Source organism: Bacteroides thetaiotaomicron VPI-5482, from assembly GCF_000011065.1.
Lineage (GTDB): Bacteria > Bacteroidota > Bacteroidia > Bacteroidales > Bacteroidaceae > Bacteroides > Bacteroides thetaiotaomicron.
The window spans coordinates 2,794,162-2,820,312 of sequence record NC_004663.1 but is presented as its reverse complement, the minus strand read 5'-3'; the positions used below and the strand labels follow the sequence as shown (position 1 = coordinate 2,820,312).

Sequence of the window (26,151 nt, the reverse complement as noted above, 5' to 3'; positions counted from 1 at the left end):
TTGCTTGAAGTTTAAATTAAAATCAAAGTTGTGTTTGTTGTTTGAATTTTGGAATCAGAATGTTCGATTGTTGTCGTTTTTTTAATAGAAATTAGATTTATTTTTTATGTGTAATTTCTTGCTGATTAGTTAAGAGATTAGTATGCCGCCCGATACTTTCCCTCCTCCTTATCCTCCAGCATATTCAGATAAGAAGTATAACGAGACTCACTGATAAGATGCTTTTCCACTGCCTCACGTACCGCACATCCCGGCTCATGCCGATGTGTACAGTTACCATATTTGCAATCAGCGGAAACCTTGAATATTTCAGGGAAATAATGCCCGATTTCTTCTTCCTCCATATCGAACGTTCCGAATCCTTTGATTCCCGGAGTATCGATAATATATCCATCCCCGTCTACAGAGAACATTTCAGAGAAGGTAGTCGTATGCATACCTTTGTTGTGATAGGTCGATATCTCACCGGTTTTTACTTTGGTTCCCGGTAAAATGGCGTTGATGAGCGTCGATTTTCCAACTCCCGAATGACCGGAGAAAAGTGTGATCTTGCCTTCCAGGTCTTTTTTGATGGCATCCACTCCGGTTCCTTCCTTGGCAGAAACCTTGAAACAAGGATAACCGATATGCGTATACAGATTAATAAGAGCGTCCAGATAACGGAGCTCATCCTCGTTATAAGCATCTACCTTATTAAATACCAGTTTGACAGGTACACGATATGCTTCGGCAGAAGCGAGAAAACGGTCGATAAAAATGGTGGATGTTTCGGGATAGTTGACAGTAACCACTAACATACATTGATCGAGGTTAGCGGCAAGAATGTGAGATTGTTTGGAAAGATTGGAAGAACGGCGGATGATGTAGTTCTTTCTGTCTTCTATTTCATTGATAAAGGCAGTACCTTCCTGATTGAGTATAATCTGAACGCGGTCGCCCACGGCTACCGGATTGGTGCTGCGAATACCTTTTAACCGGAAATTACCTTTGATTTTACATTCAATAAATTGTCCGTCGTCGGTCTTCACCTGATACCAACTGCCCGTGTTCTTGATTACTAATCCCTTCATTTATTTAATGGATAATGGATAATGGAGAATGGATAATGGAGAATGGGCAATGGGACTGCATAGTAATTATCCATTGTCCATTCTCCATTTTCCATTAAACCGTCATGATTTCTTTATCCTTGTCAGCAAGCATATCTTCAATCTGTTTGATATACTTATCATGGATTTTTTGTAACTTGGCTTCCGCATTCTTCTGCTCGTCTTCTGCCAGTCCGTCTTTTACTGCTTTTTTCAGTGCGTCGATGCCATCGCGACGAGCGTTGCGTACACTTACTTTGGCAGTTTCGCCTTCCGCTTTACACTGTTTAGCGAGCTGTCTACGACGTTCTTCCGTCAGAGGAGGAATACCAATACGGATTACTTCACCATTATTTTCGGGCATAATGCCAAGGTCAGAGTCGATAATGGCTTTTTCGATGGCACGGAACATACTTTTGTCCCACGGTTTGATGGTGATACTGCGAGCATCCGGAGTGGATAAAGCAGCTACATTGCTGATAGGAACCATACTTCCGTAAGAGTCTACGCGGATACCATCCAACAGTCGGGTACTCGCTTTTCCAGCGCGGATATGTGCCAATGCTTCTTCGAGATACATTACAGCCATATCCATTTTTTCTTGTGCATTGTCAAGGCAAGTCTTTACGTCTACCATATTTTTTGATAATTAAAGTTGCTATTTGGTTGATTGATTAGCAAAAGTATACTATTTTTTGCTTATCTGCAACAGCACACTCATCTTTTTTATAAGCGACTTGCCGATGATAATCAATGTAACGGCAGTGATAATCATTAAAATACCGACCATTAATCGGGGAGTCAGTTTTTCGTGAAACAGGAGGACCCCGAAAAATAACGCTGTCACAGGCTCCAGAGCACCGAGTATAGCAGTAGGAGTGGAGCCTATAGATTGAATGGCTAATGCGGTGCAAATCAATGACACGGCAGTGGGGAGAATGGCCAAGGCCAGAACATCTGCCCACAATAAGGGAGAGGGTATGATTTGCAATTCCGTGCAGAAATTCAAGCGGACTATGTAAACCGATAATCCGAATAATATAGCATAAAAAGTCAGTTTGGTAGTCGGTAATGTTTTTAATGAAGACCGGTTGACTCCTACGATATAAATGGCATAGGAGAGAGACGACAGTAAAACAAAGATAATTCCTACGGTGGAGAGTGGTTTGTTGCCATCTCCCTGATAGAGCAGGGCAATGCCCGAAAGTGCCAACAGGATCGAAAAAACGGTGATTGCGGAAATCTTCTCTTTGAAAAAGGCGCCCATGATCACAGCTACCATCACCGGATAAACGAACAGAATGGTAGAAGCAATACCGGCATCCATATAGTTGTAACTCATGAATAGAAGCAGAGATGAAAACGAAAACAGCAATCCCATGATTACCAAGGGGAGAATGTCTGCCTTGCGAAGAGTAAAAGACTGCCCTTGCAGCTTCATCAAGACACCCAATACAATTACGGCAAATGCGTAACGGTAGAATAAAACAGTATCGACACTCATGCCGGCAGCATAGAGCGGGAGTGTGAAGAGAGGATTCATACCGTAGCTTGCAGCGGCAATGGCTCCATAAATAAAACCTTTGGTCTTGTTATTCATATTTTAGCCTCTTAAAAATGGCGTGCAAAAGTACGTAGTTTGCCGATGATAAACAATAGTTTAGGGCGTTGATAGTATAATTTAATTTTTCGTATGCGACGGATTACTTGGAGAATAGCATGAGATTACTCTTCTGCTAGCCGTAAACTAACATTGTTTATGCTTGAATTTATTCGTCTGACAGCTGTTTTCTTTTCGTCTGACAGCTGTTAGACGAAAGATTAACAGTTGTCAGACGAAAGTTCAACAACTGTCAGACGAATAGTTTTATGCAATGCGAGACTTAGATTTTAGCACTATAGCCATTAAGAAATAGTATTGAAAGCTGTAAATCTTAGTCTTTTTATTATCTTTGCATCAATGACATGCCTTGCATCTTAATACATTAGATAAATACAGAATATAAAATATGAAAGAAAATAAACTGGATTACATCCCCGAACCGATGGACCTTTCATTGGTTGACCTTCCCGAATCTTTAATCCAATTATCAGAGCGCATCGCTGAAAATGTACATGAAGTGTGGGCAAAAGCCCGTATAGATGAAGGCTGGACATATGGCGAAAAACGCGATGATATCCATAAAAAGCATCCTTGTCTGGTACCTTATGATGAGTTGCCGGAAGAAGAAAAAGAGTACGACCGGAATACGGCTATGAATACGATCAAGATGGTGAAGAAATTAGGTTTCAGAATAGAAAAGGAGGATTAAGTTATGAATGCTCGTTGGTTTGACCGGATTATTTATGGCGGGGCTTGGAAACAGATACGTTTCCTGATTATTATAGTCGTTTCGCTGATTGTTTTATCTTGTTTGGGAGTGCACTGGGGAAGCAAGTATCAGATGACTCCTTCGGAAGAGATGACTGTGCTGGCTACTGACTCTGCGGCGAACCATTCTTTTCAGAAGACCCTGTGGAATGTATACAATAACTTTGTTGATTCGGGCAACCTGATCAGCATAAGTCCGGAAGACCGCCCGTGGGCATTGATTATTAGTTTGCTGGGTTCCGTCGTTTTGGGCGGATTGTTGATCTCCACGCTTTCCAATATCATTGAAAGGCGGGTGGAAAATTGCAGAAACGGGTTGATTCATTATAAACTATCTGATCATTTTGTGATCATCGGTGCAGATGCAATGTTACCCTGTCTGATACGACAGTTATGCCAACGGGAGAAGGATTGCACGTTAGTCATTCAGACTTCCAAAGACGTCAATGAAGTACGGATGGAATTATTTTCCAATCTCACAAAGGATGAGGAGAAGAGAATCGTTTTGGTTCATGCCATGAGAGACTCTAAAGAAGAACTGAAAAAGTTGTATGTGGCGGATGCGAAAGAAGTCTTTATATTGGGAGATAGCGGAGAGCTGGATGATGTGGAATATTATCATGACTCGATGAATGTCGACTGTCTGAATCTGATAGGCGAACTTTGCAAGGAAGAGAATCGGAAACCTCCTTTGAAGTGCAACGTACTCTTTGAATATCAATCTACTTTTGCTGTCTTCCAATTCTCGGATATTGATGATGATATAAAGGAATATATTGATTTCTGTCCGTTTAACTTTTACGAAACATGGGCGCAAAAAGTATTTGTGCGAAATGCGTGTAGTATCCGTGAGATTAATTATCTGCCTCTGGATTATCAGCCTGTCACTTACGAATCAGAGAAATATGTGCATCTGGTAATTGTGGGAATGTCGAGGATGGGAATTGCTCTGGCTGTCGAGGCTGCCCATATAGCCCACTATCCCAACTTTATCCGGGATAAAAAGAAGAAAACGCGCATCACTTTTATCGATAATGAAGCAATGCGTGAGATGAACAGCTTCAAACAAGCGTATGAAAACCTGTTTGATGTATCTTATTCTACCTTTATAGATACAGAAAACGGAATGGTCCGCAGGGATGAACCTGCTGAGGTCTATGCTCATTTGGGAACAGATTTTATAGACATAGAATGGCAGTTTGTACAGGGAACTATCGAGTCGCCGGAAGTCCGTGATTTGATTACAGGCTGGTGTGAAGATGAGGATGCGCTGATGACGGTTGCAGTCTGCCTGAACCTGACTCATCAGTCTATTTCTTCTGCTGTCTATCTCCCGCGTTGTGTCTATGAGAAAGGTGTTCCGGTGCTGGTTCAGCAACGGATAACATCGGCTATCATTGAAAAATTATCCGGTAATCCGTTGAAGGGAAAAGGAGGAACCAATCAGCGTTTCAAGAATCTTCGTCCGTTCGGGATGTTGGATGATTGTTTCGACTTGTGCATGGCAGACGAGATGTATGCCAAGCGTGTAAATGCGGTGTATGAAAAGTGTGAAGGAGATAAAGTCTTGACGGAACTGCCATCTGCGAAAGAAATGGATGAACTATGGCACAATCCGAAGTTCAAAACGGTAAAGAAATGGTCTAATATTTATAATGCGAATGCCATTCCTACCAAATTGCGTTCAATCGGCTACACCAAGGAACATTGGGACAACGGAAAGCAACTTAGCGAAAAGCAGGTGGCGATTTTGGCAGAGGTGGAACACAACCGATGGAATGTGGAAGAACTGTTACTGGGATATAGACCTGTGACAAAAAAGGAACAGGAAGAGATAGAACAAAAGGCAGCCTTGAAGAATAAAAAGCGGGATGAAGAATATGCTCATTATGACATTCGCCCTTACAACGATTTGCGGAATGGCAGTGAGAAATATGATATTGCTTTGACACGGCATCTGCTTTTGATTGCGAAGCCGGACGAAAAACTATAAAATGGATTAGGATTTGTGATATGGGGAATCATCAAAAGGAAATATTCTTAGTGCTCTCTATCTTTCTGATTGGCTTTCAGTGCGTTTGGGCACAAACCACTCAGAAGGGAATTGTCATGGAAATGAGTAGCAATAACAAGCCCGTAGCCGGTGCTGAAATAAAAGTAGCGGGTGCTTCGCCTACGGACAGCGATCAGGAAGGGCGGTTTATTCTGAATTTCACCGCTTCCTTGCCGGGCGATCCGTTGATGATTAATGATATCTATAAGAAAGGTTTCAAAATAGTCAATTACGAGAAAGTAGCCAACTGGAATATATCGTCTGCCTCCGAACTGAAAATTGTATTAGGGCGTACCGAAGTCATCAATGCGTTGCGCAAGAAATATTACGATATAGGCGAATCCAATAGCGAGAAAGAATATCGGAAAACATTGGCTGAACTGGAAGAACTGAAGAAACAGAACGCATTGTCCGCAGTGGAATATGATCAGAAAGTTGATTCCATGTCTAAAAGTATGATGGAATGGCAGAAACGTCTGGAAATATATGCGCTTAAATTTGCCTGCATCAATCGTGACGAGCTTGATGCTATGGAAAAGCAGGCAATGGAACTGCTCGATCATGGTGATGTGCATGGAGCTATTCGTCTTTATGAAGAGATGAAACTTGATTCTACCATGACATTGAAGATTGCAGTCAGACAGGAAGCCAAAGAAGATATGAAACTGCTTCTTCCATCCTTAGTGAATAATTTCCAGTTGCTGAAGCAAGCCGATGATAAAGTGGCGTGTGACTCTGTTGCTCACTTGATTTATGAGATGGCGGCGGATATCAAGCTGAAATTAATGTCGGTAGAGTGGTTCTTTCAGCGGAATGACCCAAGTGAAGTTCTGGATCAGTATAGCTTGATCGTAAAGGATACGCAAAGTATGCAAGAGATTGAGCTGGTGGAGAATAGCCTTCAGCAGTCATTGAAAGAAGTAAAACTGAAAGGAGAACTGAAGAAAAAGGCACAGTTGGTTTTCGAACGAATCGAAGACCGAAAGAAATGGATCAGTATAAAGGAAAAAATATAGAAACAGATGAAGAAGATCAAGATTTTTATTGCATCATCGGCGGAGTTGAATGAAGACAAACAGATGTTTGACTTGTACTTTTCGGATAAGAATAAACTTTATCGTGACCGGAATATAGACTTCGATCAGCGTACGTGGATGGACTTCAGCAGTTCGCTGAATGAAGGTCGTCTGCAGGATCGCTATAATGACTATATCCGCGAATGTGATATTGTGATTTTTCTGTTCCACACACGGATGGGGCGCTATACCAAAGAAGAACTGGAAGTGGCCCATGAAATATATCTGAAGACTAAGGCTGCAAAACCTAAAATATTTGTCTATTTCAAGGAGGAGGGAATCGTTGATGAGTCTCTCAAAGATTTTAAATCTTATTGCGAGAAGAATCTCGGACACTTCTGCGACTTGTATACCAATTATGATGATTTGCGTCTCAAGTTCGACAAACAATTGCAGATTTTGGAGAATGAAGGCTTTATCAAGCCCGATCCGGTAGATGTGAAACGGACATTGAGGTTCGTATTATTGTATGTCCTTGTACCTGTACTGGTGGTGGCACTGGCTTTCTTTGCTTTCTATTATTATTCGCCGGTCACTTCCACGGTGCGTCTTACGGATACTTCCAAGTCTTCTTTGCCTTTTTATGGCGCTGATATAACATTGGAGTATGCCGATAAGAGCGAAACCCGTCATGTGGACAGACTTTCTGACGAGGTTGTCTTCAAAGAAATTCACACTAAATATCTGGGTGAGAATGCCCGTCTTAAGATAGAATCGAAAGGATATGTGACGGTAGATACGGTACTGAGCCTGGAAAAGAATGTGACTCTTGGCATCAGTCGTGATTCTTCATTGGCGATGATTTTCGGTACTGTGAAAGATGAGGATAACCGTCCGCTGGCGGATGCTACTGTTCAAGTGCTGGACATGAAAACGGTGTCTGACGGAATGGGAAACTTCCAACTGCCCATACCTGCCGAGAAACAAAAAGAGGAGCAACGGGTGACGGTATACAAGGATGGATATCAATTATGGGACTTCACCGGACCGGTATCCGATAAAGTCTCATGGAAGATTATTCTGAGAAAGTAATGCCTTTACTTTCTGTAAATGCTATTATTGTTGGTCCGGTAGTCATTGATAAGGTAGAGCAGAACGGCATCGTTAGGCAGCGTGCCGCTCTTATACTCCAGACCAGTTTTTAATAATTCCTCGGAGCCGGGCTGAGATAATTTGGCCAGAAGGTCTCCTTTGGCAAACCGGACAACAAGAGGGTAGGAGCTGAAAAGCTGATTGAGTTCTTTCAGTTCGTTTGCGATGTTTTCCGCCTCTTGCAGAAATTTCAGAGCCTCTGCATTATTGCTGTTCTGATAGTAGGCGATACTTGTATTGAGAGTCATCAGTAGATAGTTCGTGCCAAGTTGGGCTTTATTATGCGGATACAGTGTCTTGATGATTTCGTATGCTTTCTTTTGTACTTCCAGTGCTTTGGCATATTTTTTAAGTTTGCCGTATCCCAACGACAGGTTATTGTAGGTAGTGGTGATACTGCCCATCATATCCACGTCGTTCGGCTTTTGTTTCAGGTGCTTTTCCCTGTCTTTCTTTACTTTTTCCAGATGTTCCACTCCTAATTCATACAGTCCTCCGCAGACCATTGCGGTACCTATGCTGTTCTCTGTTCTCAAGTCCTGAAATCCCCATACTCCTTGCATGGTGTATAATGCTTCCAGGTCGATGGCGGCTTTCAGAGCTTTGTCATGTTCGGAAAGTTCCAGGAGCATATCGATATACGATGCCTGCGCACTGATAATCTCAAGAACAAATCTTGCCGGATTCAACTGATTCAGTTTTTCGGCATATTGGTAAGCTTGTTCCACATGCTTCCTTTCTTCGGGTTTGTTTCCGTTTTTGGAGTAATATAGAATGTATTGTTTCTCAATATTGTACAATAATGAGGTCTTTTGTTCTTCGCTGTTGATTTTGAATTCGTTGGCTACCTTGTCTTCAAATGCTTTTATGGTCGTGAGGAAGTTTTCCGGTTCTGTTTCTGTGCTTACGCTGATGTAGGCGAAGTTCCATAAAGCATACCAGTAGGCACGGGACAAGGGACGCATCTTATACAGTTTCTCGGCTTTTGCCAGAATCTCTTTTATACTGCCGGCTGCCAGTTTGTAATCCGCTTTCTCTACTGCCTGATGGAATAGGGATTCCTGCCTTCCTATTTCAGCTTCGAGTATGGCCTCTTCATTATCTCCTGCATTCTTTTTATTTAGCTCGAATAATTTCTCTGACAGTTCGTTGACCTTAGATACATTGCCTTCCTTCTTGTAAATGTCTGTCAGCGAACTGTATATGTTGGCAAGCTGAGAACTTTGAATATTTATGAACAGCTGATTGTCGCTGTCTGCTATCTCTTCACTGATTTCTTTGATCTGGTCTTCATAGATTTCCTTTGCTTCTTTGAATTCGTTCATGGCTTCGTATGTCTTTCCCATTGAATAGAACGTCTGATGGTAGATAGCATAGTAATCGCCCGAAGGCATGGAGATATTTTTGTTGGACAGGATTTCCAGTGCGTTGATGTCATACTCCAAGGCTTTGATATAGTCTTTCTGATGATGACGTGCAAGGGTACTTTTTATGTTCAGTACTTGTACGAGAGATTTCTCGTCAAATGAAAGTTTCTGGCATTTGTCCAGCCATTCCATGGTATCACTGTCTTCTAGTCCTATTTTCTGCAATGCGTATTTAAACACGTATGTAAACCTGTCGGGAAGTGCTTCGGCTACGAACTTGTAGGCATCATTTGCTTTCTTCTCGTTTTCCATTCCTCCGGTCAGGGCGCAGAGGTCGGCATATCGGTACATTATTTCGGCCAGTTTGTCGATGTCTTCCTCTGCTTTTGTTTTCTGTGACAGCTTCTCTCTGGCTTGAGTGATAATTCCGGATTTATTGTATAGCTCGATGGCTTCAGACAGTTTTCCGGCATTGACCAGTTCCAATACTTGCTTCTCGATGGTGTTGATGTCATCCGGATTTATTCTCGCAAACTTCTCAGCATACTGGTCGATCTGATTCATGAATGATCTGGATTCTTCCGCCATCGCTTTCAAGCGGTCGCTACGCTCTTGCAGACTGATTTTCTGTGCTATATATAGCTGGTTGATTTCTTCAATGGCTTTTTCTTGTTTTTTCGAAAAGTGGGCAACGGAGATGGAATAATACTTGTTCTTGCTTTCTTCTATAGTACCTTCGGGAGCCATTACAATGCTCAGCGGACGTTTTTCGGATAGAATCCACCCGTTGATCATGTCTTTATTCACCAGTTCATATCCTTTCTTATATACATTCGGAGAAGCGATAGCCATTCCCGGTTTCTGTTTGCTGAAGTTGAACTGGAAATTCCCGCTGGCATCCGTATCGGTGGCAGGGGCATCGGTAGCTGTTAGTTGTACTCCCGGTAGTGGGGACTTATTTGAATTAAAAATCTGTACTGTACCTTTTTGAGACATTTGTGCGTAAGCACTTCCGGATAGTAATAAGAATATCCAGAAACAAGCGTTTTTGGTTTTCATAGCTTTTATTTCTTAATGATGTATATGCAAGTCAACAAAAGGAATGTGGAGGGAGAAAGTAATCGGGACTGACTAAAAAGTCTGAAAGCTGATTATATCCTTTTTAGTCGGCCCCGGGTATATTGGCAGGGAGTCAGGATCAGTTGTGTACTACTGTTCCTATTTCTTCTCCGCTGATTACTTTTTTGAGGTTTCCTACCGTGTCCATGTCAAAAACAACAATCGGCAGGTTGTTTTCCTTGCACATACAGGTAGCTGTGAGGTCCATCACTTTCAGACCGCGTTTCAGTACTTCATCGTATGTGATGTCACTGAATTTTGTAGCTGTAGGGTCTTTCTCCGGGTCGGCTGTGTAGATGCCGTCTACGCGGGTACCTTTCAGCATTACGTCTGCTTCGATTTCGATGCCGCGCAGTGAAGAGCCAGTGTCTGTGGTAAAGAAAGGATTTCCCGTACCGCCGGACATGATAACGATTTCACCGTTTTCCATGCATTCAATCGCTTTCCATTTGCTGTAGAATTCACCGATCGGCTCCATGCGGACTGCTGTAAGTACACGGGCCTTTACTCCGGCTGCTACTAATGCGGAACTTAATGCAAGGCTGTTGATGACAGTTGCCAGCATACCCATCTGATCACCTTTCACACGGTCGAAGCCCTTGTTGGCTCCGCTTAGTCCACGGAAGATATTTCCGCCGCCGATAACGATGCCGATTTGTACTCCCTGTTCATGGATTTCTTTGATTTGTGCGGCATATTCCGCCAGTCTTTTTTCGTCAATGCCGTATTGTTTTTCCCCCATCAGGCTTTCTCCGCTGAGCTTCAGCAGAATTCTTTTATACTTTGCCATATCTTTTTACATTTAGTTTAGCGCAAATATAGAGATAATTTGTTGGATAGACCTCATAGTTGCGCGATAACTTTTATATCGCTTTCTTCACTATTTCTCTTCCGATGAAGGTCTGCACGATTCCCCTCAATGAAAGGTAAGTGATGAAAGCCAGCCATAAAGCGTGATTTCCCAAGAGATTGTGGAAGGCATAGTAGATCATAAAAAAGCTGACGGAAGCAACCAACATCGAATAAAGCATCTGGCGGGTGGCGGTGGCGCCGATAAACACACCATCCCATAAGAAAGCGGAGAAACCTGTCAATGGGATGGCGAGTGCCCAATAAAAGTAAGTGTCTGAGGAGCTTATTACCGAAACATCATTTGTCAGTAACCCGAGAAATTCTTTTCCGCCTATTGCATATAAAAGGGTGAATGCTGCCGAAAGTCCGATGCCCCAATAGAAAAGGTGATTGACCGTATTGCGGAGAGCCGTTTGATTTCTTGCGCCGATATAGCGTCCGGCTAACGCTTCCCCTGCATAGGCGAATCCATCCATAATATAAGAGAAGAGCGTGAACAATTGCATCAGCAGTGTATTTACTGCCAGAACGACTTCTCCCTGTGCAGCTCCTGCAGAGGTGAAGAACATCGTTACGATTACCAGGCAGAGGGTACGGAAAAAGATGTCACGGTTTACCCGGAAGAAACGGTACATTGCCTGCTTCTGTATGATATCTTTCCATACAATACGTTTTCGGAGCGTGCTGTAATAACGCATATACAATAGTATGGCCATAAAGAAACCTGCATACTGTGCGATAAGGGTTCCGGCGGCGACTCCTGCCACTTTCATATCCAAGAGATAGACGAAAGACAAACTGGCGATAATATTGACAATATTCTGCGTGATGGCAATATACATCGGGAAGCGTGAGTTCTGCATTCCGATAAACCAGCCTGCAAATCCATAAAGACCTAGCATTGCCGGAGCTCCCCAAATACAGATATAGAAATAGGTAGTTGCCAGTTGCTTTACTTCTTCTGTAGTCTGTATGAGTGTGAATGCCGCATTAAGGATAGGATATTGAAGGATCAGCAGGCATAGGGCAATAAAGAGTCCGACGCCGACAGAACGTATCAGTAACCGGTTGATTTCGTTTAAGTCATGCTGCCCGTAGGCTTGTGAGGTCATGCCGCTTGTTCCCATACGTAGGAATCCGAAGATCCAGTAGATGATATTGAACAACATTCCTCCTACGGCAATCGCTCCGATATATGCCGGAGAGCCGAGATGTCCAACGATAGTGACATCGATAAGTCCCAGCAATGGCACGGTAATATTCGAAATAATCGATGGTACGGCAATCTGTAATATTCGTCTGTTTTCGGAGGTCGTCTTTTTATTTATCATCTTGTAGAAACACTTTTATCAAATAGATTGTTCTTTTTGCGAACAAAGGTACATATTTTATTATTTTATTGTATCTTTGCGTGTCACGAACTAGAAACAATGTAACTGATTATGAAAACCTTAACTCTCCTTCTTTTTTCTTTGTTTTCGTTGCCGCTGATGCTGAATGCACAGACGGCCGATGAAATGTTGCATAAAGTCACGGTTGCTATTGAGGCCGGACAGCATGGACAGGCGGTTAGCTATTTCCGTCAGGCTATCAGTCTGAATATAGACCGCTCGGAAATGTTCTACTGGACGAGTATAGACAAGAGTAGTGAGATCAGCTCGAAACTTTCTAATGAGTTGGCTCTTGCCTATAAGAAGAATCGGAATTATGACAAAGCCTTTTTGTTTTATAAAGAACTGTCGCAGAAGGACCCTGATAATGTAGATTATCTGGAGGCTGTTGCCGAAATGCAGGTATGTCGTGGACAGGAGAAGGATGCGTTGCGTATGTACGAGAATATATTGAAGTTGGATGCGGATAATCTGGCGGCCAATATCTTTCTCGGTAATTATTATTATTTGATGGCGGAGCAGGAGAAGAAAAAACTGGAAAGTGACTACAAAAAGCTTTCTTCACCGACAAAAATGCAATATGCACGTTATCGGGACGGGTTGTCGAAATTGTTTGCTACCGGATATGAGAAAGCACGAAGCTCTTTACAGAAAGTAGTGCTACGGTTCCCATCGACGGAGGCTCAGAAGACGTTAGATAAGATTTTGAGGATAGAGAAAGAGGTGAATCGCTGAGCGGTTCACCTCTTTCTATTTAATAACGGGATATAATAATCTTATTTTATCATTCCTATACGGTTCAATCTTGGTGTAGCTATCACTAGCATTTGTTCTTTAGCTTGGTTAACTGCCCTTGTAGGAGTAGTAACTTCATTTCCTGAAATCAGACTGATTGCTTTGGCATATAAAGGATCGCTTTCAGCTCCAAAGTCTCCATATCCTTCAAAATATTCTCCGTTAGGCTTGTTCTCATTTATCTCGTAATCGGGTGTAAAACCGTTCTCGAAGTCTCCAAAACCTTTGGCATTGTATGCTTGGAAAGTGATAGGGAAAAGCAAATATTTGTCTGTTCCTGCAGTAAGTTCTACTCCTTCCATTCCTACATTTTTCCCATGTGTGGTGGTGCCAATAAGGATAACTTCGATATCAATACCTCTCAGTGCATTGATTACTAATTCACTTGCAGATGCAGAGTCGTCAGTAACAAGACAGTAGATTTTTCGTAAATTTAAACCACCGGCAGAGAGGGAAGTACTCAAATTATCATATTGAGAATATGCGAATTTCTGAATAGGCCGTTGGTTGCCAAGGACCTTCATGCGTTCATCGTTATATCGGTATGAAGCGAATGTTTTATCTATGCATAAATCTCCGGCAATGCAGCTGGATATAAGATTAGCCGATGTTACATCTCCTCCGCCATTGTAGCGAAGATCTAAAATTAGCTCTGTAATATTCTGACTTTTAAACTCTTTGAATACATCGAATAGTTCTTGGTCGAAGCCGGACTCAAAAGCTGAATACACCAGATAGCCGATCTTTTCGTTTACTTGGTGGTGAATTATCGGGTTCGCATAAATAGGTCCGGAATTTATTGTATATACTTTTCCATCTTTGTCTTTTACTTTTATAGAGGTTGGAGAGGATGGTTTAATTAATTTAGAGTAACAAGCTTGCACGTTAGTCGTTGTTATTCTCTGATTGTCTATTTCGGTTATTTCCATTCCTCGTTTTAGTCCTTCTTTATCAGCAGATGATCCTTTATGCACTCCTTGTATAACAAGACCATAATTTGAATTATTACGGTTTCCAACGGCTATAAAGTTTACGAATCCATAATTATACTCTAGTGTTTTTTTCTCTTTTGCACTGCGGGAAGTTTGTAAATCCGGATCTAGCTTCTGGATAAATGAAAACAATGAATAAGTGCCATTACTATTTCGTTTTTTGTCTAATGTATTAGTTGTCATGCTTAATAATGTGTTTCTCAAAAACTCATCATAAGCTTGTCTGAAATTGGGCGTTAATAACTTATAATCATCATTCCATAAGTATTTTTCTCTCAAATATTGATCCACACTATAGTTTATCTCATAACCTTGCACATCATCATCGCTCAACTGGATTTTGATATTGCTGGCAGATGAATATCCATTTACTTTAATCGTAATGGTGCCCTGTTCCTGGGAAGACTTGTGTACTGTAACTTTTATGGTATTTTCCCCTGAATTTCCTGCGGTATTGTCTAATGACAATAATGCAGTGGAACTGTTTTGAGCAGTCCAGCTAGACAAGGTTGTGAAAGTAAAAGTGAGGGTTTGCTCTGCTGAGGCAAAATATGTTTGGTTAGTAGACCAGCTTTGTTCTGTAATTCCACTACCTCGCAGTAGAGTGTCATCATCTTTACATGATATGTTGAGGAATAATAAAATGGTCAGAAGACCAACTAACTTGACATACTGTATTTTCTTCATAAAATTAAAGGTGTTTTTTTATATAGCAAACTCAAAGGTAATGTTTTATTGTTTAGAATGTATGTGTTATATCAATAAATATTCTACCTCTTTAAACATATATCCTCTTTTTTTCTGCGCATCATCTTCCAGAATCAGCTTCCCTTCGGGTTCTACGCAAATAATTCTCGCAAAGAACTCTCCATCAGCATCTTTATACCGATGCATCCCTTCTTTTCTGAAAAGAGCTTTTTCATATCGGTGGGCTATGGGTTCAGTATCACCGTTCCGGAGCAATTCATAACCGGATTGAATGCGGAGCATGATATTCTTGAGAATTTCGAAAATGTCATACTGCTTTCCTGTGATTTGCCGGAGCGATACCGGATTTGGAGCAGTACTATGGAATACTTCCTGATTCACATTGATCCCGATTCCGGAAATACTCTGACTGATATTGCGTCCCATCAAATCATTTTCGATCAGCATCCCACATATTTTTTTGTCTTTCCAGTAGATATCATTCGGCCATTTGATGGAAAAATCGTCAGCATAGCTATCTAGTTCCTCTTTAATAGCCAAAGACACAATCTGAGAAATCAAGAACTGCCGGCGTGCTTCCAAGAAATCCGGGAAAAGAACAAAACTGAAAAGAAGATTCTTTTTGGGTTCAGATTCCCACGAATTGCCACGTTGCCCACGTCCGGATGTCTGGAAGTCGGCAACTACAGTCGTAAATGCTGCAACTCCCTGTTGCTTGGCACAAAGAGTCTGCAGATAACTGTTTGTAGAGTTTGTCTCACTGATGTGAATCAATGGGACAGGAAATGACATATCAGGGGAGGGCATCATATTCAGCACGCAGTTTCTTAGTGAATTTCTTGATAACTTCCTCGTAAGAATGATCGACGAGTTCCTTTATTAATTTATCGTCTACATCTCTATCGAAGTAAACGCCATTCCAATATTTTTTGTTGAAATGGTAGGCTCCTTCAATGCCTGCATAATGTTCGCGCAGTTCAATGGCACGTTCCGGATCGCATTTCAGTGAGATGGAGTTGGCTCCTTCCAAGTCGATGAGGGCAAACATTTTGTCCAGCACCTTCATAACCAGCGATACATCATCAAACGGGAATGATTCGGTAACCCCTTTTTTACTTAAGCAGTATTCCCTGATCGTTTCTACATTCATAAGTCTTTCGATTTTATGTTTTTGCTCTTAGTTAAAATACTTGTTTCCTATTAAAATAAAGGAGGATAAAAAGCTTCCTTTATATGGTCTATTCTGAAATTTCCGTTCTCGCCAATGACAGTGATGATATCGAAACGTACCGGAACGTCAATCTGAAATAGTTTCATATATGCGTCGGCAGCACGTACTGTCCGTTTAATCTTTGGTAAATCGACGGCTTCTTCCGGTTGGGCAAACAAAGTGTTACTGCGTGTTTTCACTTCTACTATCACCAATTCGTTCTCTTTGGCGGCTACGATGTCCAGTTCGAAGTGACCTTTTCTCCAGTTCCGGTGGCGGATAAGATAACCATGCTCTTCGAGATAGGCTACTGCGGCATTTTCTCCTGCTTTCCCTAATTCATTGTGTTCAGCCATCTTTTTTTGCAAATTTACAGCTTTTATTCTTTGTTTTTACAGAAGTAAAAGTAATTTTGCAGAAGATATGAGAAAAAGGAGCAAAAAGTGCCTGAAAATGCACGCTGAGTATACCAAACGGGAACGGCGGATGAGCATTTTGTTGAGCGAAGACGAGCAGTTGATTGTCGATCGTTATCTGGAAAAATACAAGATAACGAATAAGTCACGCTGGCTTCGCGAAACCATTCTCATGTTTATCCATAAAAATATGGAAGAAGATTATCCTACCCTCTTCGGAGAACATGACATGAGACGCTGATGATGACGCTGGACGATACTTACTTCATGAAACAGGCATTGATAGAAGCCGGCAAGGCTGCAGAGCGGGGCGAAGTCCCTGTAGGGGCAGTGGTTGTCTGCAAAGAACGGATCATAGCCCGTGCCCATAACCTGACAGAAACATTGAATGATGTGACAGCCCATGCTGAAATGCAGGCTATCACTGCTGCCGCCAATGTACTTGGCGGAAAGTACCTGAACGAATGTACGTTGTATGTTACAGTAGAACCCTGTGTGATGTGTGCCGGTGCCATTGCTTGGGCTCAGACCGGCAAACTGGTTTTTGGTGCGGAAGATGATAAGCGTGGGTATCAGCGATATGCGGCTCAGGCGCTGCATCCTAAAACGGTCGTTGTAAAAGGAATCCTTGCAGATGAATGTGCCACATTGATGAAGGACTTTTTCGCTTCTAAGAGAAGATGAAACAGTGATTAGTAAGTTGCTGACTACACGTTACTAACCACTTTCTATATTATATTATTTTACTTCCTCGAAATCCACATATTCACCGTCATCCTGAGTGAATATTTTCTTATGTTTGGTTCTTGGACTGTTTTCAGCAAAGATTTCCCCTTCGTTATCGGCACGGCTGTCCGTGTTCTGGTTATAGCTGGGACGACCTTGCTGCTGGCCATTTTGTCCACTCCTTGCCTGCTTCGTCCGGGAAGACGAACCACGGCCAAGCCCGAAAATGGCTCTTAATACAAATCCGACAATCGAAAGGCCAAATATGACAATGGCAGCTAGAAAAAGAAGTAAGAATAAAAGTATATGCATTGGGCTATGATTTTATGTTGTAACTTCGATAAAACTCATAGTACAACAAACGTGCCAAGAGATTGTTTATTTACTTTTTCTTGTAAAAAGTGAAAGTAAAATATACCAGACAATGATCGCTGCGAAGCTGCTGATACCTAAGAAAACAAGGAATGGGATACATACAATCAAGAAAATGAAACTGATTTTATTTGTATTCCATGAAAGATTCTTGAATTTCAGCGAGAACATTGGTATCTCTGACACCAGCAACCACGAAAACAGACAAACCAATAAAATAAGGTAGACAGGATGGCAGTTCTCGGAAACGAGGAAGTCATGCGCCCCTACTACGAACGATCCCCAGAATAAGGCGTTTGCCGGAACAGGAAGACCTACGAAAGAACTGGTCTGCCGGGTATCATTATTGAATTTAGCCAGTCGTAACGCTGAGAATACGGAAATCAAAAAGGCTGCGTATGGCAGGTAAGGAGCAAGAAATTCCATATTTGCCGGATAGTACATCTCTTTAAATAAGGAGAATACAATCAGTGAGGGAGCCACACCGAAGCTGACATCATCTGCAAGTGAATCCAAGTCTTTTCCGATGATTGAGTGTGCATTGAGAATACGAGCCAGCATGCCATCGAAAAAATCGAAGACTGCACTCAGAACAATAAAAAGCAGTGCTAGGTCATAACGGGCTTCGAAAGCCATGACACAAGCGATACAACCGGAGAAAAGGTTCAGGCAGGTTACTGTATTCGGAATATTGTTCTTTATAACATTTGTCATTGTGACCGAATTATTTAAGTTTGGCGATAACCGTCTGGTTACCGGTCGTTAATTGTCCCATGTTGACACAGACTTCCGTGCCGAGGGGCAGATATACATCCACACGGGAACCGAATTTGATAAAGCCCATGTGTTCGTCGATATAGCATTCTTCTCCTACTTCTGCGTAGGTGACAATGCGTCGTGCCACGGCTCCGGCGATTTGTCGGGTCAGCACTTCCACTCCTTCCGGAGTTTCTATGACTACGGTAGAACGTTCGTTCTCCGTACTGGCTTTAGGCAACCATGCTTTCATGAAGTTACCGTTGTGGTGGGCTACCTTTTTAATGGTGCCGTCCACCGGATACCAGTTGGCATGTACGTTAACGATGCTCATGAAGATAGAGATCATCAACCGGCGGTCATGGAAGTATTCGTTTTCGTCCACTTCTTCAATGACTACGATTTTGCCGTCAGCAGGAGCGACGACTATCTTTTCTGTATCCTTTCCGAAAAGTCGGATCGGACAGCGGAAGAAGTTAACCATCAGCAGATATACTGCAATACTGGCTACTGCAACCACATAAAAAGGAATTTTGCAATCTATTCCCCAATAAAGGGCCGCATTAATCAGTAGCAGTAGCAGAAAGCTAGCCCATAATATATGTGTTCCTTCGCGGTGAATACGTATCTTTTTTAATTTCTTTAGTCGGCCCATGAATGCTGTTTAATGATATTGTGTGCAAAAATATACTTATTTTAAAAAAACAGCAAGTAAATGAGCAGAGAAATGCGAGTGTTGATAACTTTTTGAGGATTATTTTTGTTTATAACGCGGGAGGTAGTAATTTTATGCCTTCAAATTAACTACTTATCATTATGCAGGATTTCGTTCATTTACACGTTCATACGCAATATTCTCTACTGGATGGTCAGGCAAGTGTCGCCCGTCTGGTAGATAAAGCCATGAAAAATGGGATGAAGGGTATTGCCGTGACCGATCATGGAAATATGTTCGGCATCAAGGAATTTACGAACTATGTCAATAAGAAGAATAGCGGTCCGAAAGGGGAAATTAAGGATCTGAAAAAGCGGATTGCAGGGATTGAAGCCGGCACAGTGGAGTGTGAGGATAAGGAGGCGGAGGTAGCTGCCTGCAAGGCGAAGATCGTGGAGGCGGAGAACAAGCTCTTTAAACCGATTATCGGTTGTGAGATGTACGTCGCCCGCCGTACGATGGACTTGAAAGAAGGGAAGCCGGACCAAAGCGGTTATCACTTGATTGTACTTGCCAAGAATGAGAAAGGTTATCATAACCTTATTAAATTAGTATCGCACGCGTGGACGCGCGGGTACTATATGCGTCCGCGTACCGACCGCAGTGAGCTGGAGAAGTATCACGAAGGTCTGATTGTCTGCTCGGCGTGTCTGGGTGGCGAGGTGCCGAAGCGTATTACCGCAGGGCAGTTTGCCGAAGCCGAAGAAGCGATCCAATGGTATAAGAACCTGTTTGGTGATGACTACTATCTGGAAATGCAGCGCCATAAGGCGACTGTACCCCGTGCCAATCACGAATGTTATCCGCTACAGGTAAATGTGAACAAATACTTGCAGGAGTATGCCCGGAAGTATAATATCAAGCTGATCTGCACCAATGACGTCCACTTTGTGGATGAAGAGAATGCCGAGGCACACGACCGTTTGATCTGCCTGAGTACGGGTAAAGACTTGGATGACCCCAGCCGTATGCTATATACCAAACAGGAATGGATGAAGACCCGTGAAGAGATGAATGAACTCTTTGCAGATGTTCCCGAGGCACTGAGCAATACGCTGGAAATTCTAGATAAAGTCGAATATTATTCGATTGACCATGCACCTATCATGCCTACCTTCGCTATTCCTGAAGACTTCGGAACAGAAGAAGGATATCGTGCCAAATATACGGAGAAAGACCTGTTCGATGAGTTTACACAGGACGAAAATGGTAATGTGGTGCTGAGCGAAGAGGAAGGACAAGCCAAGATCAAACGTTTGGGGGGATATGAGAAACTGTATCGTATCAAACTTGAAGGCGACTATCTGGCAAAGTTAGCATTTGACGGTGCGAAAAGAATATATGGCGACCCTTTGTCGGAAGAAGTGAAAGAACGGCTCAACTTCGAGTTGTACATCATGAAAACGATGGGTTTCCCCGGATACTTCTTGATAGTGCAGGACTTTATCAATGCCGCACGCTCGGAACTGGGCGTATCGGTAGGCCCCGGACGTGGTTCGGCTGCCGGTTCGGCAGTGGCTTACTGTCTGGGTATCACCAAGATCGACCCTATCCAATACGACTTGCTGTTCGAGCGTTTCTTGAATCCGGACCGTATTTCGTTGCCCGATATCGATGTGGACTTCGATGACGACGGTCGTGGTGAAGTGCTTCGCTGGGTAACCAATAAATATGGTCAGGAAAAAGTAGCGCATATCATCACGTATGGTACGATGGCTACCAAACTGGCTATCAAAGACGTTGCCCGTGTACAGAAACTTCCTCTCTCGGAGTCCGACCGTCTGGCAAAGCTGGTGCCGGATAAAATCCCCGACAAGAAGCTGAACCTGCGGAATGCCATCGAATACGTCCCCGAACTGCAAGCGGCTGAGGCATCGTCCGACCCGTTGGTGCGAGACACTCTTAAGTATGCCAAAATGCTTGAAGGTAATGTTCGTGGTACCGGTGTGCATGCCTGCGGTACGATTATCTGTCGTGACGACATCACCGACTGGGTGCCTGTAAGTACAGCCGACGATAAGGAAACGGGCGAAAAGATGCTCGTTACCCAGTATGAAGGTTCGGTGATCGAGGATACCGGATTGATCAAGATGGACTTCCTCGGGTTGAAAACATTGTCTATTATTAAGGAGGCAGTTGAGAATATCCGTCTGAGTCGTAGTCTGGAGATAGACGTAGACCAGATCGATATTACCGATCCGGCAACTTACAAATTATATAGTGACGGACGTACCATCGGAACGTTCCAGTTTGAATCTGCCGGAATGCAGAAGTACCTGCGCGAATTGCAGCCTTCTACCTTCGAAGATTTGATCGCCATGAATGCCCTCTATCGTCCGGGTCCGATGGATTATATTCCGGACTTCATCGACCGTAAGCATGGTCGTAAGCCGATTGAATATGACATTCCGGTGATGGAGAAATATCTGAAAGATACGTATGGCATTACGGTCTATCAGGAACAGGTGATGCTTTTGTCACGTCTGCTGGCGGATTTTACCCGTGGTGAGTCCGATGCCCTTCGTAAAGCGATGGGTAAGAAGCTGCGTGATAAGCTGGATCACATGAAGCCTAAGTTTATCGAAGGCGGACGCAAGAACGGGCATGACCCGAAAGTACTTGAAAAGATTTGGACCGACTGGGAAAAGTTTGCCTCTTATGCGTTCAACAAATCGCACGCTACTTGCTACTCATGGGTAGCTTATCAGACAGCCTATCTGAAAGCGAACTACCCGTCGGAATACATGGCGGCTGTCATGAGCCGAAGTTTGTCCAACATTACCGATATCACGAAGCTGATGGACGAATGCAAGGCAATGGGTATCCAGACGCTCGGTCCGGATGTGAATGAGAGTAACCTGAAGTTTACGGTCAACCACGATGGTAATATCCGTTTCGGACTGGGAGCGGTGAAAGGCGTAGGCGAAGCTGCCGTGCAAAGCATTGTAGAAGAACGTAATACCAACGGACCATTCAAAGGTATCTTTGATTTCGTACAACGTGTCAATCTGAATGCCTGCAATAAAAAGAATATGGAATGTCTGGCGTTGGCGGGAGGTTTCGACAGTTTCCCCGAATTGAAGCGGGAGCAGTACTTTGCCGTCAACTCTAAGGGCGAAGTATTCCTCGAAACCTTAATGCGATACGGTAACCGCTATCAGGAAGACAAAAGAGCTGCCATCAATTCATTGTTCGGCGGAGCGAATGTCGTCGATATCGCCACTCCCGAAATTCCTCAGGGAGTAGAGCGCTGGGGCGACCTCGAACGTCTGAACAAGGAACGCGACCTGGTAGGTATCTACCTTTCCGCCCATCCGCTGGATGAGTTCGCGATTGTGCTGGATCACGTCTGCAATACCCGTATGGCAGATTTGGAAGATAAGGCGGCTTTGGCAGGCCGGGAGATTACAATGGGTGGCATTGTGACCAGTGTCCGTCGTGGAGTCAGCAAGAATGGCAATCCGTATGGCATTGCCAAGATCGAAGATTATTCGGGCTCTACGGAAATACCTTTCTGGGGAAATGACTGGGTGACTTATCAGGGATATCTGAATGAAGGCACGTTCCTGTATATCAAAGCCCGTTGTCAGGCCAAGCAATGGCGGCAGGACGAACTGGAAGTCAAGATCACTTCAATGGAACTTCTGCCCGATGTGAAAGAAGAACTGGTGCAGAAGATCACCATTATCATTCCTCTGTCAGTGTTAAATTCGGGACTTATTACCGAGCTGGCCACTTTGACCAAAGAACATCCCGGCAATACGGAACTCTACTTCAAGGTGACGGATGATACGGACAGCCGTATGTCGGTCGATCTGATTTCCCGTCCGGTCAAGCTTTCGGTAGGCAGAGATTTAATAACATATTTAAAGGAGCGCCCCGAACTTGGATTCCGTATAAATTGATTATCTTTGTAGCGCAAATCTACAAACGAAGTAATACATAATAATTAATACTTAATACTTAAAAAGAAATGGCTTTAGAAATTACAGACAGCAACTATAAGGAAATCCTTGCAGAAGGAAAGCCTGTTGTGGTGGATTTTTGGGCTCCCTGGTGTGGCCCTTGTAAAATGGTGGCTCCTATTATTGAAGAATTGGCCGCGGAGTTTGAAGGACAAGTCATCATCGGTAAATGCGATGTGGATGATAACAGCGATGTGGCTGCCGAATACGGTATCCGCAACATTCCTACTGTTTTGTTCTTCAAGAATGGTGAGATTGTAGACAAGCAGGTAGGCGCAGTCGCCAAACCGGTATTCGTGGAAAAAGTGAAGAACCTTCTCTAGACTTTGTCTAATATTTAATACTTATTACTTAATACTTACAACCATGGGACTGGAAGATGATTTTTTATTAGAAGATGCCGATGACGAAAAGACCGTCGAGTTTATCAAGAACTATCTGCCTCAGGAACTGAAAGAGAAGTTCGAGGACGATGAACTGTACTATTTTCTCGATCTGATAGACGAGTACTATTCAGAAAGTGGCATTCTCGACGCTCAGCCCGATAACGACGGCTACGTAAACATTGACTTGGAAGAGGTCGTAGCTTACATCGTGAAAGAAGCCAAGAAGGACGAAATGGGAGAATATGATCCCGAAGAAATCCTTTTTGTGGTTCAGGGAGAAATGGAATATGGAAACTCTCTGGGGCAGGTGGACTAATTGTCGCTAGTCACCACTGTAGATAAATGAAAGGAATATAGCCTGAAAGATTCGCGTCTTTCAGGCTATTTCTTTTTCCATCCTTATGCTTTCGCTCTCCGGTATTTCCTGCCAAGTACATTCGCTGCAAATCCCTTGAATAAAAACTGTTTTCTCTTTGCTATATGACAAACGCTCAGAACTCCTGTGAGAATACCGATTTGGTAATGCAGTAATCCCATCGGAGAATTGGCTCCTTCAATACCGAACAGTGATAGTCCTGTAATAATGACCAATAAGAAAACAACAGACAAGGATAACACGACTTTTCTTTTGCCTTTGCAGCCGATTGTTTTCAAGCCTTTATACCATCCCCAATGGCTTTTGACATGAACTATTCCCAATATCATGAATAGCAGGCTGGCATTAACATGGAACACGGCCCAGTTATGCCATATTTCATGGTTGTCACCCTGTCCTGCGATATGTAATTCGACGCCTGTGTAAAACGACAAAATGAATATGGGAACTAACATTAAATCTGTGAGATAAATAAATCTGTTTCTGCTCATCTTTTTTGATGGCAAAATTACAACGAACTGATTAATAGTGAAATAGACGATGTGAGGTTAAAGTTGTACTATTCAAGGTATTTCTTTCGATAGGAGGTCGGGTTGACGCCTACCGCTTTGGTGAACAATCGGGTGAAGTATGCATAATCCTCTATTCCCAAGTCAATGGAAATCTCTCTTACGTTTAAGGAAGTGTATACCAGCATTCGCTTGGCTCTCAATATTAATTCATTCTGAATATATTTGCTCACACTTTCGCCTGTGACATTTTTAACCACTTCATTCAGGTATACCGGTGAGATGTGTAATGCTTCCGCATAATAAGATACACTTCTGTTTAGTTGTTTTTCTTCTGAAAACAGTGCTTTGAGCGCTAATGTGATTTCAATATGCCTTCTGTTCTTGTGGTTTTGTCCTATATACTTCTGAATGTTGTCTGTAATGATGCCGACAATGGCACATGATAAATTCTGTATGACGGCTTTCGATTTGCAATCAGGATTCCCCCCGTTCATTCTTCGCAGAATCATGGAGAATAATTGGCCCAAATCAGTATATTGTATGTCGTTTATCTTAAACGGTACGGGCGATAATACATATTCGGCAATGATTTGCTTGGTTGGAGTATCTATAAACACTCCGTCTATAAAAAGAAGAAGAACGTCTGCGTTTCCTGTATCAATGATATGGTGAACTTGGTTGGGCTGGGTACAGACAACGTCACCTGCCGAGAAAACATACTCTTTGAAATCGATGCTTACATGACACGTACCGCTTTTCACTACGCCCAAAATGTAATAATCATCTCGGTGTACGTAATTAATCGTCCGATTCGGGGAAAAGGGAGATACTTCCTTTGCAAATATTCCAAAATCAGATTGTTGAACAGCTTTATGTGTAGGGATACCTGTCATTCATTTTTTTGCAAAGTTAGTGAAAACAGTTGAGAATACAGTTTATGCAATATGGCAATCTTATTCTATCGCTTATTAAAACTCATGCGGAAAATAGTTTCGGGGCTTTCGGATTTTTAGTATCTTTGTTCGTTGTTTTATTGCGTATCACTTAAGTAAGATAATCAAATTACTTAAGTGATATAATTGTCTTACTTAAGTAATCTATTCGTCTCACTTAAGTAATACGAAAGAATGTAGCCAACAAACAACTAATTACTTAAATAGAAACCATTAAGTTATTAACAGCCAAACATAAAATTATTCTTATGAGCATTTATTACGACCTTTATGAAAATCCCAAACAAGAGGATGCTGAAGAACAGAAGTTGCTACACGCACGGGTAGTGCCAAGCGGAACATATACAACCAAAGAATTTGTGGAGCGGGTGTCCATGATGCATCATATTCCCCATGCGCAATTAGTTGGAGCGGTAGAGGCTATCACCGATGAGTTACAGACACTGCTGTCCAGAGGATATATTGTGGAATTTGGAGATTTAGGGCATTTTTCTTTGACCCTTTCTTTGGAAAAAGAGATTATTGACAGAAAAGAAGTACGCTCTCCATCTATTCGCCTGAAAAATATTAAGCTGAAGGTAAAACAAACATATAAGAGAGAACTGAACTCTAAAATGGATCTAGAACGAATATCTTCCCCGACACGTTCCAATGCGAAAATATCCGAAGACGAGTGCTTGAAAAAATTGCAGGACTTTTTAGAGAAACATCCTTGTATCAATCGGGCAGATTATTGTGCTATTACCGGGATGAGTAGATTACAGGCTTTGCATCAATTGAATCTTTTCATAGAAAAAGGAATTATTCAGAAATATGGAAATGGGAAGACGGTAGTGTATATACGTGTTGTGTGAGTTCTT

The 26,151-nt window shown here is 42.6% G+C and carries 26 protein-coding genes; 11 read left to right on the top strand and 15 right to left on the bottom strand.

The features are described from left to right. Positions 1-137: 137 nt before the first annotated feature. The 3 genes from rsgA to BT_RS11370 all read right to left on the bottom strand — a co-directional run bounded on the left by rsgA (position 138) and on the right by BT_RS11370 (position 2,688). On the bottom strand, positions 138-1,070 hold the full coding sequence (gene rsgA, locus BT_RS11380; RefSeq protein WP_008764015.1) for a ribosome small subunit-dependent GTPase A: 933 nt from the start codon (positions 1,068-1,070) through the stop codon (positions 138-140). A 94-nt stretch (positions 1,071-1,164) separates the two neighbouring features. Beyond that, the gene (frr, locus tag BT_RS11375; protein ID WP_008764014.1) at positions 1,165-1,725 is read right to left on the bottom strand and encodes a ribosome recycling factor; all 561 of its coding nucleotides are present in this window, start codon (positions 1,723-1,725) and stop codon (positions 1,165-1,167) included. 51 nt (positions 1,726-1,776) lie between these two features. Next, entirely contained in the window at positions 1,777-2,688 is a 912-nt protein-coding gene (locus tag BT_RS11370; protein ID WP_048693993.1) for a DMT family transporter, read from the bottom strand. Positions 2,689-3,097: 409 nt separating this feature from the next. On the opposite strand from BT_RS11370, the gene BT_RS11365 reads away from it, so the two are divergent. The 4 genes from BT_RS11365 (at position 3,098) to BT_RS11350 (ending at position 7,620) form a co-directional block, all read left to right on the top strand. Continuing rightward, entirely contained in the window at positions 3,098-3,400 is a 303-nt protein-coding gene (locus BT_RS11365) for a RyR domain-containing protein (protein WP_008764012.1), read from the top strand. A 3-nt stretch (positions 3,401-3,403) separates the two neighbouring features. Further along, positions 3,404-5,452 carry a hypothetical protein gene (locus BT_RS11360; RefSeq protein ID WP_011108191.1) on the top strand — a complete coding sequence of 683 codons (2,049 nt, stop codon included), beginning with the start codon at positions 3,404-3,406 and terminating at the stop codon, positions 5,450-5,452. 116 nt (positions 5,453-5,568) lie between these two features. Next, positions 5,569-6,528: a hypothetical protein gene (locus BT_RS11355; RefSeq protein ID WP_011108190.1), complete on the top strand. Its 960-nt coding sequence runs from the start codon at positions 5,569-5,571 to the stop codon at positions 6,526-6,528. 6 nt (positions 6,529-6,534) lie between these two features. Then, positions 6,535-7,620 (top strand): carboxypeptidase-like regulatory domain-containing protein, encoded by a 1,086-nt coding sequence (locus BT_RS11350; protein WP_011108189.1) that lies wholly within the window; start codon positions 6,535-6,537, stop codon positions 7,618-7,620. A 5-nt stretch (positions 7,621-7,625) separates the two neighbouring features. On the opposite strand, the gene BT_RS11345 is transcribed toward BT_RS11350, so the two are convergent. The 3 genes from BT_RS11345 to BT_RS11335 all read right to left on the bottom strand — a co-directional run bounded on the left by BT_RS11345 (position 7,626) and on the right by BT_RS11335 (position 12,349). Then, positions 7,626-10,106, bottom strand: coding sequence for a tetratricopeptide repeat protein (locus BT_RS11345; RefSeq protein WP_011108188.1), 2,481 nt, complete (start codon positions 10,104-10,106; stop codon positions 7,626-7,628). Between the two features lie 139 nt (positions 10,107-10,245). Next, positions 10,246-10,956 (bottom strand): UMP kinase, encoded by a 711-nt coding sequence (gene pyrH, locus BT_RS11340; RefSeq protein WP_008759596.1) that lies wholly within the window; start codon positions 10,954-10,956, stop codon positions 10,246-10,248. 73 nt (positions 10,957-11,029) lie between these two features. Then, a complete protein-coding gene (locus BT_RS11335; protein WP_011108187.1) occupies positions 11,030-12,349 on the bottom strand; it encodes an MATE family efflux transporter in 1,320 nt (439 codons plus the stop codon). A gap of 111 nt (positions 12,350-12,460) precedes the next feature. On the opposite strand from BT_RS11335, the gene BT_RS11330 reads away from it, so the two are divergent. Next, complete coding sequence (locus BT_RS11330) at positions 12,461-13,144, top strand: tetratricopeptide repeat protein (RefSeq protein WP_011108186.1); 684 nt, start codon at positions 12,461-12,463, stop codon at positions 13,142-13,144. A 41-nt stretch (positions 13,145-13,185) separates the two neighbouring features. On the opposite strand, the gene BT_RS11325 is transcribed toward BT_RS11330, so the two are convergent. The 4 genes from BT_RS11325 to BT_RS11310 form a co-directional block, all read right to left on the bottom strand. Further along, a complete protein-coding gene (locus BT_RS11325; protein WP_011108185.1) occupies positions 13,186-14,883 on the bottom strand; it encodes a S41 family peptidase in 1,698 nt (565 codons plus the stop codon). Between the two features lie 66 nt (positions 14,884-14,949). After that, positions 14,950-15,714 carry a biotin--[acetyl-CoA-carboxylase] ligase gene (locus tag BT_RS11320; RefSeq protein WP_016268654.1) on the bottom strand — a complete coding sequence of 255 codons (765 nt, stop codon included), beginning with the start codon at positions 15,712-15,714 and terminating at the stop codon, positions 14,950-14,952. After that, entirely contained in the window at positions 15,698-16,054 is a 357-nt protein-coding gene (locus BT_RS11315) for an MmcQ/YjbR family DNA-binding protein (RefSeq protein ID WP_008764003.1), read from the bottom strand. The genes BT_RS11320 and BT_RS11315 overlap by 17 nt, the downstream gene beginning before the upstream one ends. Positions 16,055-16,104: 50 nt before the next feature. After that, positions 16,105-16,470 carry a YraN family protein gene (locus BT_RS11310; protein ID WP_008764002.1) on the bottom strand — a complete coding sequence of 122 codons (366 nt, stop codon included), beginning with the start codon at positions 16,468-16,470 and terminating at the stop codon, positions 16,105-16,107. 67 nt (positions 16,471-16,537) lie between these two features. On the opposite strand from BT_RS11310, the gene BT_RS11305 reads away from it, so the two are divergent. After that, the gene (locus BT_RS11305) at positions 16,538-16,771 is read left to right on the top strand and encodes a hypothetical protein (RefSeq protein ID WP_008759602.1); all 234 of its coding nucleotides are present in this window, start codon (positions 16,538-16,540) and stop codon (positions 16,769-16,771) included. Between the two features lie 2 nt (positions 16,772-16,773). Then, complete coding sequence (locus BT_RS11300) at positions 16,774-17,214, top strand: nucleoside deaminase (RefSeq protein WP_008759603.1); 441 nt, start codon at positions 16,774-16,776, stop codon at positions 17,212-17,214. A 54-nt stretch (positions 17,215-17,268) separates the two neighbouring features. On the opposite strand, the gene BT_RS11295 is transcribed toward BT_RS11300, so the two are convergent. The 3 genes from BT_RS11295 to BT_RS11285 all read right to left on the bottom strand — a co-directional run bounded on the left by BT_RS11295 (position 17,269) and on the right by BT_RS11285 (position 19,039). Beyond that, entirely contained in the window at positions 17,269-17,568 is a 300-nt protein-coding gene (locus BT_RS11295) for a DUF4834 family protein (protein ID WP_008764000.1), read from the bottom strand. 66 nt (positions 17,569-17,634) lie between these two features. Beyond that, a complete protein-coding gene (gene pssA, locus BT_RS11290) occupies positions 17,635-18,342 on the bottom strand; it encodes a CDP-diacylglycerol--serine O-phosphatidyltransferase (protein ID WP_008759605.1) in 708 nt (235 codons plus the stop codon). A gap of 10 nt (positions 18,343-18,352) precedes the next feature. Then, positions 18,353-19,039: a phosphatidylserine decarboxylase family protein gene (locus BT_RS11285; protein ID WP_008759606.1), complete on the bottom strand. Its 687-nt coding sequence runs from the start codon at positions 19,037-19,039 to the stop codon at positions 18,353-18,355. Positions 19,040-19,200: 161 nt separating this feature from the next. On the opposite strand from BT_RS11285, the gene dnaE reads away from it, so the two are divergent. The 3 genes from dnaE to BT_RS11270 all read left to right on the top strand — a co-directional run bounded on the left by dnaE (position 19,201) and on the right by BT_RS11270 (position 23,766). Then, positions 19,201-23,004 (top strand): DNA polymerase III subunit alpha, encoded by a 3,804-nt coding sequence (gene dnaE / locus BT_RS11280; protein WP_011108183.1) that lies wholly within the window; start codon positions 19,201-19,203, stop codon positions 23,002-23,004. A gap of 68 nt (positions 23,005-23,072) precedes the next feature. Continuing rightward, positions 23,073-23,387, top strand: a complete 315-nt coding sequence (gene trxA / locus BT_RS11275; RefSeq protein WP_008759608.1) for a thioredoxin — start codon at positions 23,073-23,075, stop codon at positions 23,385-23,387. 43 nt (positions 23,388-23,430) lie between these two features. Next, the gene (locus BT_RS11270) at positions 23,431-23,766 is read left to right on the top strand and encodes a hypothetical protein (RefSeq protein ID WP_008759609.1); all 336 of its coding nucleotides are present in this window, start codon (positions 23,431-23,433) and stop codon (positions 23,764-23,766) included. 83 nt (positions 23,767-23,849) lie between these two features. Here the strand turns inward: BT_RS11270 and BT_RS11265 are convergent, their stop codons facing one another. Next, complete coding sequence (locus BT_RS11265) at positions 23,850-24,317, bottom strand: DUF4405 domain-containing protein (RefSeq protein WP_011108182.1); 468 nt, start codon at positions 24,315-24,317, stop codon at positions 23,850-23,852. Positions 24,318-24,385: 68 nt separating this feature from the next. Continuing rightward, positions 24,386-25,231, bottom strand: a complete 846-nt coding sequence (locus BT_RS11260; RefSeq protein WP_011108181.1) for an AraC family transcriptional regulator — start codon at positions 25,229-25,231, stop codon at positions 24,386-24,388. Between the two features lie 308 nt (positions 25,232-25,539). On the opposite strand from BT_RS11260, the gene BT_RS11255 reads away from it, so the two are divergent. Beyond that, positions 25,540-26,145, top strand: a complete 606-nt coding sequence (locus BT_RS11255) for a DsbA family protein (protein WP_011108180.1) — start codon at positions 25,540-25,542, stop codon at positions 26,143-26,145. Positions 26,146-26,151 lie beyond the last annotated feature (6 nt).